At 66.4% G+C, this 14,739-nt stretch carries 10 protein-coding genes; 4 read left to right on the top strand and 6 right to left on the bottom strand.

Features of this window, described 5'->3' with window-relative positions:
* Positions 1-120: 120 nt before the first annotated feature.
* Positions 121-1,842, bottom strand: coding sequence for a dihydrolipoyllysine-residue acetyltransferase (gene aceF, locus AC3WUM_RS00160; RefSeq protein WP_492408031.1), 1,722 nt, complete (start codon positions 1,840-1,842; stop codon positions 121-123).
* 8 nt (positions 1,843-1,850) lie between these two features.
* Positions 1,851-4,508, bottom strand: a complete 2,658-nt coding sequence (aceE, locus tag AC3WUM_RS00155; protein ID WP_492408030.1) for a pyruvate dehydrogenase (acetyl-transferring), homodimeric type — start codon at positions 4,506-4,508, stop codon at positions 1,851-1,853.
* Between the two features lie 148 nt (positions 4,509-4,656).
* Between aceE and AC3WUM_RS00150 the strand changes: the two genes are divergently transcribed.
* Entirely contained in the window at positions 4,657-5,592 is a 936-nt protein-coding gene (locus AC3WUM_RS00150) for a LysR family transcriptional regulator (protein ID WP_492408029.1), read from the top strand.
* 160 nt (positions 5,593-5,752) lie between these two features.
* Here AC3WUM_RS00150 and AC3WUM_RS00145 read toward each other — a convergent pair whose 3' ends face one another.
* Both AC3WUM_RS00145 and AC3WUM_RS00140 read right to left on the bottom strand, forming a co-directional pair.
* Positions 5,753-6,526: an SDR family oxidoreductase gene (locus AC3WUM_RS00145; RefSeq protein WP_492408027.1), complete on the bottom strand. Its 774-nt coding sequence runs from the start codon at positions 6,524-6,526 to the stop codon at positions 5,753-5,755.
* 45 nt (positions 6,527-6,571) lie between these two features.
* Positions 6,572-8,158: a DNA recombination protein RmuC gene (locus tag AC3WUM_RS00140; protein WP_492408026.1), complete on the bottom strand. Its 1,587-nt coding sequence runs from the start codon at positions 8,156-8,158 to the stop codon at positions 6,572-6,574.
* Between the two features lie 179 nt (positions 8,159-8,337).
* Between AC3WUM_RS00140 and AC3WUM_RS00135 the strand changes: the two genes are divergently transcribed.
* Together AC3WUM_RS00135 and AC3WUM_RS00130 are read left to right on the top strand one after the other, a co-directional pair.
* Positions 8,338-8,976, top strand: a complete 639-nt coding sequence (locus AC3WUM_RS00135; protein ID WP_492408025.1) for an outer membrane beta-barrel protein — start codon at positions 8,338-8,340, stop codon at positions 8,974-8,976.
* Positions 8,977-9,064: 88 nt separating this feature from the next.
* Positions 9,065-9,742, top strand: a complete 678-nt coding sequence (locus AC3WUM_RS00130) for a nitroreductase (RefSeq protein WP_492408023.1) — start codon at positions 9,065-9,067, stop codon at positions 9,740-9,742.
* 25 nt (positions 9,743-9,767) lie between these two features.
* Here AC3WUM_RS00130 and AC3WUM_RS00125 read toward each other — a convergent pair whose 3' ends face one another.
* Positions 9,768-11,930, bottom strand: coding sequence for a TonB-dependent receptor family protein (locus tag AC3WUM_RS00125; protein ID WP_492408021.1), 2,163 nt, complete (start codon positions 11,928-11,930; stop codon positions 9,768-9,770).
* A gap of 205 nt (positions 11,931-12,135) precedes the next feature.
* Here AC3WUM_RS00125 and AC3WUM_RS00120 point away from each other — a divergent pair, with 205 nt between their 5' ends.
* The gene (locus tag AC3WUM_RS00120; protein WP_492408019.1) at positions 12,136-12,585 is read left to right on the top strand and encodes a GFA family protein; all 450 of its coding nucleotides are present in this window, start codon (positions 12,136-12,138) and stop codon (positions 12,583-12,585) included.
* Between the two features lie 55 nt (positions 12,586-12,640).
* On the opposite strand, the gene AC3WUM_RS00115 is transcribed toward AC3WUM_RS00120, so the two are convergent.
* On the bottom strand, positions 12,641-14,698 hold the full coding sequence (locus AC3WUM_RS00115; RefSeq protein ID WP_492408017.1) for a M13 family metallopeptidase: 2,058 nt from the start codon (positions 14,696-14,698) through the stop codon (positions 12,641-12,643).
* Positions 14,699-14,739: the final 41 nt, after the last annotated feature.

Below are 14,739 nucleotides of genomic sequence, written 5' to 3'. Positions count from 1 at the left end.
CTTGGCAGTAGCAAGAAAGCGCCGCCTGGGAAGGCGGCGCTTTCTTAGTCAAGCAAAACTAAAGGCGGAAGTGTGGCGGCTCACGCGGTCTGGCCGCCAAGCCACCGTTTCCCGAGCTTCCTACAACGCCAATCGGCGCAGATCACCCAGCAGTTTGCCGAGCAGCACGATCGCGCGCGCAGCGTAAGCGCCATCGATGACGCGATGGTCGTACGAGAGCGACAGCGGCAGCATCAGGCGCGGCTGGAAAGCCTTGCCGTCCCACACCGGCTTCATCACGCCCTTCGACACACCAAGAATGCCGACTTCGGGCGCATTGACGATGGGCGTGAAGTAGCCGCCGCCGATGCCGCCGAGACTGCTGATCGAGAAGCAACCACCCTTCATGTCGTCGGGCTTGAGCTTGCCGTCGCGCGCCTTCTTGGCGAGTTCGCCGCATTCCTTGGCGAGTTCGACGATGCCCTTCTTGTCGACGTCGCGCACCACCGGCACCACGAGTCCGTTCGGCGTATCGGCCGCGAAACCGATGTGCACGTACTTCTTGCGGATCAGGCTCGCGCCATCGGGCGACAGCGAGCTGCAGAAATCCGGATACGCGATCAGCACTTTCTCGACCGCCTTCATCACGAACGGCAGCAGCGTGAGCTTGACGCCGGCGTCGTCGCTGGCCGATTTGCGGAAGGCTTCGAGATCGGTGATGTCGGCTTCGTCGGTCTGGGTGACGTGCGGAATGTTGACCCAGGCGCGATGCAGGTGCTGCGCCGAAATCTTGCGGATGCGTGCGAGCGCCACCGTTTCGATCTCGCCGTAGAGCGAGAAATCCTGCGCCGGAATCGGCGGAATGCCGCTGCCACCGGCCGGGGCCGCGGCTGCTGGCGGCGCAGCGAGCGTCTGCTTGACGAACTCCTGCACGTCTTCGACGACGATGCGACCGCCCTTGCCGCTGCCCTTGACCTTGGCCAGATCGACACCGAGTTCGCGCGCGAACTTGCGCGTGCCGGGGCCGGCATAAGGCAGCTCGCCGGGCTTGCCGCTCGCGGCCTGCGGGGTTTCGGCGGCGGGCGCAGCGGGCTTGGGTTCGGTCGATTTGGCGGGCGCGGCGGATTCGGACTTCTCCGACTTTTCGGCCTTGGCTTCCGGCGCAGGCTGCGGCGCCTCGGGTTCGGCCTCGGCTTCATCGACGGAGGCCTCACCACCGCCCTCGCCCTGCAGCGTGCAGATCGCATCGCCCTTGCTGACCTTGTCGCCGACCTTGAGCTTGAAGCCCGAGACGACGCCGGCCGCAGGACTCGGAATCTCCATCGTTGCCTTGTCGGTTTCGAGCACGATGATCGCCTGCTCGGCCGCCACCGTATCGCCATCCTTGACGAGCACTTCGATCACCGGCACGCCGGCGAAATCGCCGATGTCCGGCACCGTGACGTTGGTCGTGCTGCTGCCGCCGGACTTGGCGGGCTTCTTCGCAGCGGGTGCAGCGGCCTGCTTTTCAGCGGCAGGCGCCTTGGCTTTTTCGGGCTCGGGCTTGGCGGCCGGCGCCGCCTGGGCTTCTTCCTTCGCGGCGGGCTTGGCTTCGGACTTGGCGGGAGCTTCCTCCGCCGCGCCGCCGACTTCGAGCACGCCGATCACCGAGCCGGTGCTGAGCTTGTCGCCGACCTTGACCGCGAGGCTCTTGAGCACGCCGGCTTCGGGCGACGGCACTTCCATCGTCGCCTTGTCGGATTCGAGCACGAGCAGCGCCTGCTCCTTGCTCAGCGTGTCGCCGGCGGCGACCAGCAACTCGATCACCGGAACGTCGTGACTGTCGCCGATATCCGGAACCTTGATTTCGATCGTCTTTGCCATGGCTTTCCTTAGACCGTCCAGGGCGACTGGCGACCCGGCTTGATGCCGTAGATCTTAATCGCTTGCGTCACGCGTTCGGCCGGAACCAGCTTGAGTTCGGCGAGTGCCTTAAGCGCCTTGACCGCGATCCAGCGACGATCGACTTCGAAGAAATCACGCAGCGCCGGACGATTGTCCGAACGGCCGAAGCCGTCGGTGCCGAGCACGTGATACGGCAGCGGCACGAACGGACGAATGCTTTCGGCGTAGGCGCGCACCCAGTCGGTCGAGGCGATCACCGGGCCGCTCATGCCGGCCAGGCATTCGTGCACGTACGACATCTTCGCGGGCTTGCCCGGATTGAGCAGGCTGATGCGCTCGGCCTCGCGGCCGTCGCGCGCGAGTTCGTTGAAGCTCGGCACGCTCCAGACGTCGCTCGTCACGCCCCAGTCTTCGCGCAGCAGCTCGGAGGCGGCGATCACCTCGCGCATGATCGAACCCGAACCCATCAGCTGCACGTGCGTCTTCGCAGGCTTGTCTTCGGACTTGAAGAGATACATGCCGCGCACGATGCCCTTCTCGACACCGGCCGGCATCGGCGGGTGCTGATGGTTCTCGTTGTAGATGGTCAGGTAGTAGTAGCGATCCTTCTGCTGCTCGATCATCTCCTTGAGGCCGTGCTGGATGATCACTGCAAGCTCGTAGCCGAACGCCGGATCGTACGAAACGCAGTTCGGAACCAGGCCGGCCATGACCAGGCTGTGGCCGTCCTCGTGCTGCAGGCCTTCGCCGTTGATCGTCGTGCGGCCCGCGGTGGCGCCGAGCAAGAAGCCGCGCGCGCGCATGTCGCCGGCGGCCCAGCACAGGTCCATCACGCGCTGGAAGCCGAACATCGAATAGAAGGTATAGAACGGAATCAGGTTGATGCCGTGGTTCGCGTAAGCGGTGCCGGCCGCGATGAAGCTCGACATCGCGCCCGATTCGGTGATGCCTTCCTCGAGAATCTGGCCCTTGATGTCTTCCTTGTAGAAGGCGAGCTGGTCGGCGTCTTCGGGGCTGTATTTCTGGCCCACGACCGAATAGATGCCGAGCTGGCGGAACATGCCTTCCATGCCGAAGGTGCGCGCCTCGTCCGGAATGATCGGCACCACTCGCTGGCCGATGTTCTTGTCGCGGATCAGCGTCTGCAGCAGCTGCACGAAGGCCATCGTCGTGCTGATCTCGCGTTCGCCGGTGCCTTCGAGCTGGCGCTGGAACACCGAGAGCGGCGGAATCTCGATCTTGTCGGTCTTGATCACGCGCGCCGGCAGCGAGCCGCCGAGTTCGGCGCGACGCGCCTTGAGGTACTGCATCTCGGGCGAATCTTCGGCCGGCTTGTAGAACGGCAGCTTCTCGAGCTGATCGTCCGGAACCGGAATCTTGAAGCGGTCGCGGAATTTCTTGAGCGCGTCGAGGCCGATCTTCTTCTGCTGATGGGTGATGTTCTGGCCTTCGCCAGCCTCGCCCATGCCGTAGCCCTTGACGGTCTTGGCGAGGATCACGGTCGGCGAGCCGGTGTGCTTCATCGCCGCCGCATAGGCCGCGTAGACCTTGTGCGGATCGTGGCCGCCACGCGGCAGCGCGGCGATCTCCTCGTCGCTCATCGTCGCGACGAGACGCTCGAGCTCCGGATACTTGCCGAAGAAATGCTCGCGCGTGTACTTGCCGCCGCGCGCCTTGTAGCTCTGGTATTCGCCGTCGACGGTTTCGTTCATCGCCTCGACGAGCTTGCCGCTCGCATCACGCGCGAGCAGCGCATCCCACGGGCCGCCCCAGACCACCTTGATGACGTTCCAGCCGGCGCCGCGGAAGTAACCTTCGAGCTCCTGGATGATCTTGCCGTTGCCGCGCACCGGGCCATCGAGGCGCTGCAGGTTGCAGTTGACCACGAACACGAGGTTGTCGAGCTTCTCGCGATCGGCGATGTCGAGCGCGCCGACGGATTCGGGCTCGTCCATCTCGCCGTCGCCACAGAAGCACCAGACCTTGCGGTTGGTCATGTCCTTGAGACCGCGGTGATGCAGGTACTTCATCAGGCGCGCCTGATAGATCGCCATGATCGGACCGAGGCCCATCGACACGGTGGCGAACTGCCAGAAATCCGGCATCAGCCAGGGATGCGGATACGACGACAGGCCCGGCTCCAGGGCTTCCATGCGGAAGCGCTGCAGCTGCTCCTCGGTCAGGCGGCCTTCGAGATAGGCGCGCGCGTAGATGCCCGGCGTGCAATGGCCCTGGATATAGACGAGGTCCTGGCCATCCGGGTGGTCCGGGCCTTTCCAGAAATGGTTGAAGCCGATTTCGTAGAGCGTCGCGGCCGAGGCGTAGCTCGCGATGTGGCCGCCGATGCCGCTGTGCTCCTTGTTGGCGTTGACGACCAGCGCCATCGCGTTCCAGCGCAGCAGCGAGCGGATCTTCCACTCGAGCTCGTGGTTGCCCGGGCTGCGCTCTTCGAGGTCGACCGGAATGGTGTTGAGGTAGGGCGTGTTCGGCGAGAACGGAATGAAGGCGCCCGACATGCGCGCCTTTTCGACCAGCGATTCGATCAGCTGATGCGCGCGTTCGGGGCCTTCGCGCTGCAGGACCGATTGAAGGGCGTCGAGCCATTCCTTGGTCTCAATGGGATCCTGGTCCATCTGGTTCATCATCGGCCTACTCCACATAGGTGCGCGTGCATTGGCGAGGCGCGCTGTCGCGCATTCATTTTTGCAATCTAGGTCTTGGACTGTAGACCCGGCCTTAACGATACGTCCAATATATGGCACCTACCCTAGTCATTTCTTCTGGATATTGCTGATGGAATTGCGACACCTGCGCTACTTCGTCGTCGTCGCCGAAGAACTGCACTTCACGCGAGCCTCGCAGCGGCTCGGCATCGGCCAGCCACCGCTGTCGCAGCAGATCCAGCAGCTCGAGCAGGAGCTCGGCTCGCAGCTGTTCCGCCGGCTGCCACGCGGCGTGGCGCTGACCGAGGCTGGGCTGGCCTTCTTCTTCGACGCCAAGGCCATCCTCGCGCAGGTCGAGCGCGCCACGCGCAACGTGCAGCGCATCGCGCGCGGTGACCAGGGCGCGATCACCGTCGGCATGATCAACTCGGCCCCGTTCAATCCGCGCATTCCGCGCATCCTGCGCGAATTCCGCCAGCGCTTCCCGCAAGTGCAGCTCTCGCTGACCGAAGCGAGCACGCCCGAGCTCGCAAAAGACGTGCTCGCCGGCACGCTCGACGCCGCCTTCGTGCGCCCGCTGATCAGTGACGACCCGGGGCTCATCGTCGAGCCGCTGTTCGAGGAGGACGTGCTGATCGCCCTGCCGACCGGGCACCCGCTGACCCGGCACAAGTCGCTCTCGGTGGGACAGCTCGCACGCGAGCCCTTCGTGCTGTTCTCGCGCGTCATCGGCTCGGGCCTCTACGATGAGATCATCGCCGCCTGCACGCGCGCCGGCTTCTCGCCGCGCATCGAGCAGCAGGCCTCGCAGGTGACCTCGATCGTCAACCTCGTCGCCGCGGGCCTCGGCGTGTCGATGGTTCCGGAGTCGATGAAGCAGATCAATTCGCAGGGCGTGACCTACCGGCGCATCGACGGCGAGGCCCCGCGCGCGCACATGAGCATCGTCTACCGCGAGAACCACGTGTCGCCCGCGGTGACGCAGCTGCTCACGCTCGCGCGCAAGCTGTCGAAGGAGAAGCGTGCCGCGCGCGCGAACCGCAAGCCGACGACCGAAGAGACATGAGACGGTAGACTCGCCGCGCTCACCTTGACGCTCGGCGAAGCCCGCCAGACCGCTGAGCGTCCCCCACCAAGGTCGCGATCGCGCTGTTACAAAGGCCGTCGATGAGCCCTTGGCTCGCTGCCGGAGTCGGATCGCCGTCATCCGGGTTCTAACGCCGGACTCAGGCCGTCAGGTAGCCGCCGTCGACGTTGATGCAGGCGCCGGTGGTGTAGCTGGACGCGTCCGAGACCAGGTACAGCACGGTGCCGGCCATCTCGTCGGGGACGGCGTGGCGCTGCATCGGCGTGTGCGATACGAACAGCCGGTTGGCCTCGCCCTCGCGGATCAGCGCGCCGGCGAACTTGGTGTCGGTGAGCCCCGGCAACAGCGCGTTCACGCGCACCTTGAGCGGCGCGCATTCGCGCGCATAGGCCTTGGTCATCGAGATCACGGCGGCCTTGGTGATCGAGTAGATACCCTGCAAGGGCGCCGGCACCACGCCGTTGATCGACGCGGTGTTGACGATCGCCCCGCCACCGTTCTCGGCCATCAGCTTCACTGCGGCCGAGCTCATGAAGAAGTAGCCGCGAATGTTGACGTCGACGGTCTTCTGGAACGCATCGAGCGGCGTGTCCTGGATTGGCCCGTAATACGGATTGGCCGCCGCGTTGTTGACGAGAATGTCGAGCCGTCCGAAGCGCTCGCGCAGCTGCGCGAAGAAAGCCTCGATCTGCGCCATCTCGCCGACGTGGCAGGCGATCGCGCTGGCCTGGCCGCCGTCCTGCCGGATCGATTCGGCGACGCGCTCGCATTCGGCGATTTTGCGGCTCGACACGATCACGTGCGCGCCGGCCGCGGCGAGCGTGCGCGCGATCGATTCGCCGATGCCTCGGCTGGCGCCGGTCACGGCCGCGATCCTGCCGCTCAGGTCGAACATCGGGGCGATGCTGCTCATCGGGTTTCTCCTCGTCGTTTCTGGAGTCACGGCCGCGTGAGGCGGCTACGCGTTCGGCGCGTCCTCGTCCGGGTCCGGCTCGCCGTCGTCGGCCAGCGGCAGCGCCTCCTGCGCGCTCACAAGTTCGACGATGCGAGTCTTGCCCTTGGTGCGCAAGCCCATGTCGCGCATCTCCTTGGCGAGCTTGAGCGCGTTGCCGCGCTTGGCGCTCAGGTGATCCCAGGCGTCATCGAGCGCCTTGTTCGCGCTCGCCAGGCCCTTGCGCACGCTTTCGAAGCTCGCGACGAACATTTCGAGCTTGTCGTAGAGCTTGCCGCCGGCTTCGGCGATCTTCTCGGCATTCTGCTCGCGCCGGCGCACCGACCACATGCCCTCGACCATCTTGATGACCGAGAACAGCGTCGTCGGCGACACCAGCACGACCTTGCTCCTGAAGGCTTCGGCGTAGAGCTTGTCGTCGCCGCGCAGGGCTTCGAGCAGGGCCGCTTCGATCGGCACGAACATGACGACGAAATCGACCGTGTGCAGGTCGGGCGAGCGCGTGTAGTCGCGCAGCGCGAGTTCGCGCAGGTGCGCGCGCACCGAGGCCAGATGGCGCTTGAGGCAGGCGGCGCGCTCGGCCTCGTCCCTGGCCGCGCAGTAGTCGGTCCAGGCCGTCAGCGAAACCTTGGAATCGACCACCAGCTGGCGATCTTCGGGCAGGTAGATCACCGCATCGGGCCTCTGGCGACCGCCCTCGTCGTTCTCGATGCTGTCCTGGATTTCGTACTCGCGCCCGCGTTCCAGGCCCGATTCCTCGAACAGCCGCTTGAGCACCATCTCGCCCCAGTCGCCCTGCACCTTGCTGCTCGAGGTCAGCGCCTGCGTGAGGTCCTCGGTGCGCTCGGACAGCGCCTTGTTGAGCGAATGCAGCTGCTCGACCTGCGCCTTCAGCGCGCTGCGCTCCTTGGCCTCGTCGGTGTAGACCTGCTCGACCTTCTGCTTGAAATCGCCGAGCTGCTCGCGCAGCGGATTCAGCAGCTCGCCAAGCCGCTCCGCATTGAGCGCGGTGAAGCGCTGGGTCTTCTCTTCGAGAATCTTGCCCGTGAGGTTCTCGGCCTCGGTGCGCAGATGGCGCGTCTGCTCTTCGAACCAGACTTTCTGATGCTGCAATTGCTCGCGCAGCGCCTCGGTGCTCGTGCGCAGCGCGGTGAGTTCGCCCTGCAGCTTGCGCTCGGTGCCCGCGAGCGCCTCGTGCTGCTGCAGCAGCGTGTTGTGGCGCGACTGCAGCTCCGCGTGCTGCGTGCGTGCAGCGTCGCGAGCGCCTTCGATGACGCGCACCTGGCTTTCGGCCTGCATCGCGCGCTCGGTCGCGACGACGCGCTGCTCGTCGAGCGCACGCACGCGCTGCTCGAACTCCTGCGCTCGCGACTGCAGCTGGCGTAGCTGCTCGGCCAGCGTCGCCTCGCGACCGGCGGTCGCGGCGGCGGCATCGGACAGCTGGCGGCGCAGCGCCTCGGCCTGCTCGCGCGCCGCCTCGAACTGCGCGGCCTTGTCGGCGAGCGCCGCGATTTTGAGCCGGGCGAGCAGCCAGCCGAGCGCGAGGCCGGCGACGAGTGCGAAGACCGCTGCGAGAGCGAGGCTGAGCGTCATGGAGATCCTGCAGGCGAAACAGGCTCTATTGTCGCCCGCCCGAAACCGGTCTGCAGAACGGTCCGTTCGCCTACTGCCCGGGCAATTGAGAACCAGCGCGTGGATGCCGTCATCGGGCGCCGTCAGAATGCGCGACCCGGCGGCGGCCGCCGCCGGGTTTCATATATCTGGGGAGAATCATGAAAAGCAGCATCTGGTTGATTGGCGCCGGTCTGATGGGGGCGGCGATGCAGGTTCAGGCGGCGGGCGAGCTGCGCGCTTCGGTCGGCGCCGGCGCTTTCGAGCTCGACGCCGGCGGCGGTGACAAGCTCGAAGGCGAGCCGACTTCCTTCGACTTCCGCGCCGCGTTCAAGCCCACCGAGAACGTTTTCCTGCGCGCGCAGTACACGCTGAGTTCGGCCGACGAGGTCGAAGTCGATGGCGTCGACTACGACCTCGACACCGACATCAACACGCTGCGCCTGGCCGTCGGCTATGGCGGCAACGTCGGCGCGGTCCGCCTGTACGGCGCGGTCGAGTACGTCGATCTGGAACTCGAGCTCTCGGTCGACGGCGAAAACCTCAAGGCCACCGACGACGGCGTCGCCCTCACGGGCGGCATCGGCGACCAGGGCACCGGCGACTGGATCTGGGGCGTCGAACTGAGCCTGATCAAGCTCGACGAACTCGACGGTGCGAGCCTCGACGCCAGCGTCGGCTACCGCTTCACGCCGGCCTTCGCCGTGGTCGGAGGCGTGCAGAGCTACGCCTTCGAAGACAGCGACGACTACGAGTACAACTTCGGCCAGCTCTACATCGGGGCTCAGCTCTCGTTCTAGCCGGCAAGCGCAGTGGACCGGGGCGGGGCCGGCTTGCGCTGGCCTCGCCTCTTTGCGTTATGGTCGGACTTTCCTTCTGGAGGCCTCGATGACCAGCGTCAGCCAAGCATTGCAGCAGCGCATCTCGGTGCGCGCCTTCCTCGACAAGCCGGTGTCCGAGGCGCTGCTGCGCGAGGTGCTCGAAGCGGCGCGCTGGTCACCGTCGGGCGGCAACCTGCAGCCCTGGCGCGTGATCGCGGTGGCCGGCAAGGAGCGCGATGCGGTCATCGACCTCGCCAGGAACGGCCAGTGGGCCTCGCAGGGCGGCGCCGAGGACGGCGGCTATGCGATCTATCCGCCTTCGCTGTGGGAGCCCTACCGCAGCCGCCGCTTCGCGATCGGCGAAGCCATGTACGCGCTGCTCGGCATCGGGCGCGACGACAAGCAGGGCCGGCTCGCGAACTTCGCGCGCAACTACGAATTCTTCGGCGCCCCGGTGGGCCTGTTCTTCGTCATCGACCGCCGCATGGGCCACGGCCAGTGGGCGCACATGGGCATGTTCATGCAATCGCTGATGCTCGCGGCCACCGAGCGCGGCCTGGCGACCTGCGCGCAGGAAGCCTGGAGCGTCTATCGGGGCCGCCTGCACAAACACTTCGGGCTGGCTGCGAGCGAACTGCTCTACTGCGGCATGGCGCTCGGCTACGCCGACCCGGATGCGCCGGTGAACCGCCTGCGCAGCGAGCGCGCGAGCGTCGACGAGATCGCGACGCTGCGCGGGTTCTAGCGATTCCGCGTTGGGTGGCGACGCCTTACGACTTCCACTCGATCGCGACACCGCCCAGATACGTGCGATCGGGCGCCGGCTCGTAATAGCGGCCGTTGCCGTCGTTGACGATGACCGAGCCGATGTAGTCCTCGTCGAACAGGTTGTCGACGCGCGCGTAGGCACGCAGGTTCCAGTGCGTGAAGCTCCAGCGCCAGCCGGCGCCGAGGTCGACGACTTCGTAGGCGTCGGCCGATTCGCTGTTGGTGTCGTTGACCTGCACGCTGCCGACGTGGCGCGCGTCGAGCGTCGCGTAGGCGCCGAGTTCGCCGCCGAAGCGCAGCTGCGTGCTGGCGACGTTGCGGGCGATGCCCGGAATGCGATTGCCCGCTTCCACCGTGGTGTTGAGCGTGGTGCACGGCGTGCCCGAGCAGGACTGGTAGTCCTGGCGCACCTCGGCGTCGAGGTAGGTGTAGGCCAGCTGCCAGGACCACAGGCGCGCGAGCCTGGCGTCGGCGCTCAGCTCGACACCGCGGCGACGTGACTTGTCGATGTTCAGATACGTCGAACGGCCGCCGCTGTTGCTGGCCACCGCGAGTTCGCCCTTGGTGTCGGTCTGGAACAGCGCGATCTCCGAACGCAGCCAGCGGGTCGGGCGCAGCTTGGCGCCGATTTCGTAGTTCTGGCTGCGCGCCGCGTCGAGCGCGTTCGAACCGGAAGCGCCGGCCCCTTCATCGCGCCGGTAGGCGAGTTCCGCGAGCGTCGGCGTTTCGAAGCCGCTGCCGTACGAGGCGTAGAAGTGCGCACGTGGATCGGCACGGAACATCAGGCCCACCACCGGCGTGCTGCGCGAGTAGTCGCGCTGATAGCTGTCGTCGCCGTTGGTACCGACGATGTAATGATCCTTGGATTCGAAGTCGATCTGGCTGTGGCGCAGACCGGCCATCGCGCTCCACTTTTCGGCGAAATCCCAGCTCGCCTGCAGGTACTGCTCGAAGGCGTCGACCGTGTTGTCCTCGTCGCGGCGCAGGTTGCCGCGCACGCCGAAAGTGGTGCCGACGTAGTTCTCGTAGCCGCGGCGCTGCTGGTCGAGCCTGTCCCAGGTGAGACCCGCGATCAGCGAGGCCGGGCGGCCGGCCAGCGAACCGCGCCAGGCCCAGCGCGCATCGGTGCCGCCGTAGTCGGTGCCCAGGTCGATCACGCCGCCCGAATGCCCGACCGCGTTCTGCGGGCCCTGCGGAATCGCGAGGAACTGCACCACGTCGCGCTGGCCGTAATAGCCGAGCACATGGATGCTCTGGCTGTCGCTGATGCGCAGGTCGTAGACCACACCGCCGACGGTCTGGTCGACCGACTTGCGCGTATCGAACTGCGTGGCCTGGGTCGCCACCTGGCGCGGGTTTTCCTCGGCCTGAGCCGCGGTCAGGCCCAGCGGATCGTCGGCATCGGTGGTGAACGAGTTGAGCAGGAAAGTCAGCTTGCTCGCATCGTTGAGCTGCAGGTTGAGCTTGCCGTTGAAGCCGTCGCGCGTGGCCTTGCTGTGATCGCGATAGCCATCGGTTTCGAAGTGCGTGTAGCCGAGGTTATAGTCGGCGCTGCCGATGCTGCCGGTGGTGCCGACGCTGCTGCGCGAGCTGCCGTAGCTGCCGATCGCGGTGCTCGCCGAGACGGTCGGCGTCTCGGTGCCGTCGGCCGTGAACATCTGGATCACGCCGCCCGACGAGTTGCCGTAGAGGCTCGAGAACGGGCCGCGCAGGATCTCGACGCTCTTGGCCGTCGCGAGATTGAAGTGCGAGACCTGACCCTGGCCGTCGGGCTGCGTCGCCGGAATGCCGTCGACGTAGAGCCGCACGCCGCGCAGGCCGAAGGCCGAGCGCGTGCCGAAGCCGCGCACCGAAATCTGCGTGTCTTGCGCGTAGTTCTGGCGATCGCGCGCGACGATGCCGGGCACGTTGAAGAGCGCTTCCGACAGGTTCACGCCGGCGCGCTCGCCGAACAGCTCGCCGCCCGAGACGCTGTCGATCGAAGCCGGCGTGTCGTAGCTCGGCGCCGCCAGGCGCGTAGCCGTCACCGTGACCGTCTCGACGTCGTTCGCGGCGACCTCGGTGGTCGCCGCGTCCTGCGCGGCGGCGCCGAGGCTGGCGAGCAGGCCGCTGGCCAGCAGGCTCAGGCGAAACCGGCCGCGATGGCCGTTCGGAAAGGCAGACATGCAGGCTCCTGATGTTCTAGTCGTGGCGCGCAAGCGGAAAGCGCGCGGCGCGCTATGGTGCCGGCTGCGATCGTCGGCGTACTCACGATTTTCTTGAACCGCAGCACCGCAGAGGCGCCGCGCGGCTGGTGTTCGCGATACCGTTGACCGATCCAACGCGGCAGAAAGCCACGCGCGCTCGCAGACAATCGCAGGAGCCGACACCATGAGCCCTCACACCGGCAACGAGCGCCAGACCGTCACCCTCGCCGCCCCGGTTCGCGGCGGCTGCTTCTGCGGCGCCGTGCGCTACGAGGCCAGCGAAGCCCCGTTCGGCAGCATGATCTGCCACTGCGCCAGCTGCCGGCGCATCGCCGCCGCGCCGGCGGTGGCCTGGGTGACGTTTCGCCTGGACGGGCTGCGCTTCACGGGCGCGGCTCCGCGGAGCCTGGAATCCTCGCCCGGCGTTCGCCGGCGCTTCTGCGGCCAGTGCGGAACGCAGCTGAGCTACGAGAACGCGCAGTCCCCGCACGAAATCGACCTCACCACCTGCTCGCTCGACGAGCCCGAGCGCTTTGCTCCGACGCATCACTCCTGGCTGCAGCACGATTTGCCGTGGCTGCATTTCGGCGACGGCTTGCCGGCGTATCCGCAGTCGAGGCCTGCCGGCAGCTGAGCACAAAAAAGCCTCTCCGCCTTGCGGCGAAGAGGCTCGTCACGCTGCGTCGGGCTTACCAGATCTTGATGCGCTGCTCGGGCGTGCGGAACAGCTTGTCCTCCGGCTTGACCTCGAAGGCCGTGCCGAACGCCGGCACGTTGATCACCACGCCGTTGCAGCGGTATTCGCTCGGCGAATGCGGGTCGGTCGACAGGCGGTTCAGCAGGTTCTCGTCGCGGTACTTGCGGCGCCAGACCTGGGCCCAGCCGATGAAGAAGCGCTGGTCGCCCGTGAAGCCGTCGATGACCGGCGCGGGCTTGCCACCCAGCGATTTCAGGTAGGCCGCATGCGCGATCGTCAGGCCGCCGAGATCGGCGATGTTCTCGCCGAGCGTGAACTTGCCGTTGACGTGATAGCCCTTGACGGGCTCGTAGGCGTCGTACTGCGCGGCGAGCGCGTTGCCGAGCGCCTCGAACTTCTTGCGGTCCTCGTCCGTCCACCACATGCGCAGGTTGCCGTCGCCGTCGTACTGGCTGCCCTGGTCGTCGAAGCCGTGGCTGATCTCGTGGCCGATCACCGCGCCGATGCCGCCGTAGTTGACCGCGTCCTCGGCGTCGGCCTGGAAGAACGGCGGCTGCAGGATCGCGGCCGGGAACACGATCTCGTTCATCTCGGGGTTGTAGTAGGCGTTCACCGTCTGCGGCGTCATGTGCCATTCCTTGCGGTCGATCGGCTTGCCGAGCTTGGCGATGTCGCGGTCATAGCCGAACGCCGCTGCGCGCTGCGCATTGCCGACCGAATCGCCGGCCTTGACCTCGAGCGCCGCGTAATCGCGCCAGACGTCCGGATAGCCGATCTTGTAGGTGAACTTCGAAAGCTTTTCCTGCGCGGCCTTCTTGGTGTCCGCGCTCATCCATTCGAGGCCGTCGATCGCGACCGCGTAGGCCGCGATGAGGTTCTTCACGAGCTGCTCGATGCGCGCCTTGTTCTCGGCCGGAAAGTGACGCTGCACGTAGATCTGGCCGGCGGCTTCGCCGAGCGAGTTTTCGACGCCGCCCACCCCGCGCTTCCAGCGCGGACGCTGCTCCTGCTGGCCGTTGAGGATCTTGCCGTTGAAGGCGAAGTCCTCGTCGACGAAGGCCGCCGACAGCAGTTCGGCATGGGCGTTGATGACGTGCCAGGCGAGATAGGTCTTCCAGGCTTCGAGCGAGCCGCTGTCGAGCAGCTTGCCGAAGCCCGCGACATAGGTCGGCTGCGAGATCAGCACCTGCTTGAGCGAGCCGTAGCCGACGGCATCGAGATATTTCGGCCAGTCGATCTGCCGGCTGACTTCGGCGAGCTTGGCCGGCTCGTAGGCGTTGTAGGTCTTCACCGGATCGCGGTTCTCGACCTTGTCCCACTGCGCCCTGGCGAGCGCGGTTTCGAGTTCGAGCACGCTGCCGGCTTTCTGCGCCGCGCCGTCGATCTTGGCGAGCTCGAACATCTTCTGCACGTGGGCGAGATAGCTCGCGCGAATGCCTTTGAACTTGTCGTCCGCGATCAGGTAGAAGTCACGATCCGGCAGGCCCAGGCCAGACTGGAAGAAATCGCCCGCATAGCGCGTCGAATCCTTCGGATCCTGGTGCACGTAGGGCACCAGCGGCACGTTGACGCCCTTGCGCACGAGCTCGGCCATCAGCACCGGCAGTTCCTGCTTGTCCTTGATCGCGGCGATGCGCGCGAGCTCGGGCTCGATCGGCGCCAGGCCGAGCTGCTCGGCCTTGGCCTCGTCCATGAATGCGGCGTAGTAATCGCCGATCTTCTGCTCGACGCTGCCGGGCTGCTTGCCGGCCTTGGCCGCGAGCTCTTCGATGATCGCGCGCAGCTGCGCCTCGGCATCGTCGGCGAGCTTGGTGAAGGCGCCGTAATTGGACTTGTCCGCCGGGATCGGCGTGTTCTTGAGCCAGGTGCCGTCGATGGCGTGATAGAGGTCGTCCTGCGGACGCACGCTGGTATCGAACAGCGCCTTGTCGACGCCCGAGCCGGCGGCGGGCACGCTGCTCGCGCTCTCGGTGGGAGCCGTATCGCTGGCCTGCTTGTGGCAAGCGGCCAGCGACAGCGCGCAACAGGCGCCGGCCAGTAGTTTCTTCATGGGGGAACCTCTCCGAAAAGGGGAATGGAGCCGAAGCTGCG

Source organism: Hydrocarboniphaga sp. FW305-C-57, from assembly GCF_058783045.1.
The sequence above is the reverse complement of the archived record's forward strand: the minus strand, read 5'-3'. Positions and strand labels throughout refer to the sequence as shown.

Excerpts from the sequence above, each read along its gene's own strand:
- AC3WUM_RS00125 (WP_492408021.1), bottom strand. The coding sequence starts at position 11,930 with ATGTCTGCCTTTCCGAACGGCCATCGCGGCCGGTTTCGCCTGAGCCTG.
- AC3WUM_RS00140 (WP_492408026.1), bottom strand. The coding sequence starts at position 8,158 with ATGACGCTCAGCCTCGCTCTCGCAGCGGTCTTCGCACTCGTCGCCGGC.
- AC3WUM_RS00145 (WP_492408027.1), bottom strand. The coding sequence starts at position 6,526 with ATGAGCAGCATCGCCCCGATGTTCGACCTGAGCGGCAGGATCGCGGCC.
- AC3WUM_RS00130 (WP_492408023.1), top strand. The coding sequence starts at position 9,065 with ATGACCAGCGTCAGCCAAGCATTGCAGCAGCGCATCTCGGTGCGCGCC.
- aceF (WP_492408031.1), bottom strand. The coding sequence starts at position 1,842 with ATGGCAAAGACGATCGAAATCAAGGTTCCGGATATCGGCGACAGTCAC.
- AC3WUM_RS00135 (WP_492408025.1), top strand. The coding sequence starts at position 8,338 with ATGAAAAGCAGCATCTGGTTGATTGGCGCCGGTCTGATGGGGGCGGCG.
- AC3WUM_RS00120 (WP_492408019.1), top strand. The coding sequence starts at position 12,136 with ATGAGCCCTCACACCGGCAACGAGCGCCAGACCGTCACCCTCGCCGCC.
- AC3WUM_RS00115 (WP_492408017.1), bottom strand. The coding sequence starts at position 14,698 with ATGAAGAAACTACTGGCCGGCGCCTGTTGCGCGCTGTCGCTGGCCGCT.
- AC3WUM_RS00150 (WP_492408029.1), top strand. The coding sequence starts at position 4,657 with ATGGAATTGCGACACCTGCGCTACTTCGTCGTCGTCGCCGAAGAACTG.
- aceE (WP_492408030.1), bottom strand. The coding sequence starts at position 4,508 with ATGATGAACCAGATGGACCAGGATCCCATTGAGACCAAGGAATGGCTC.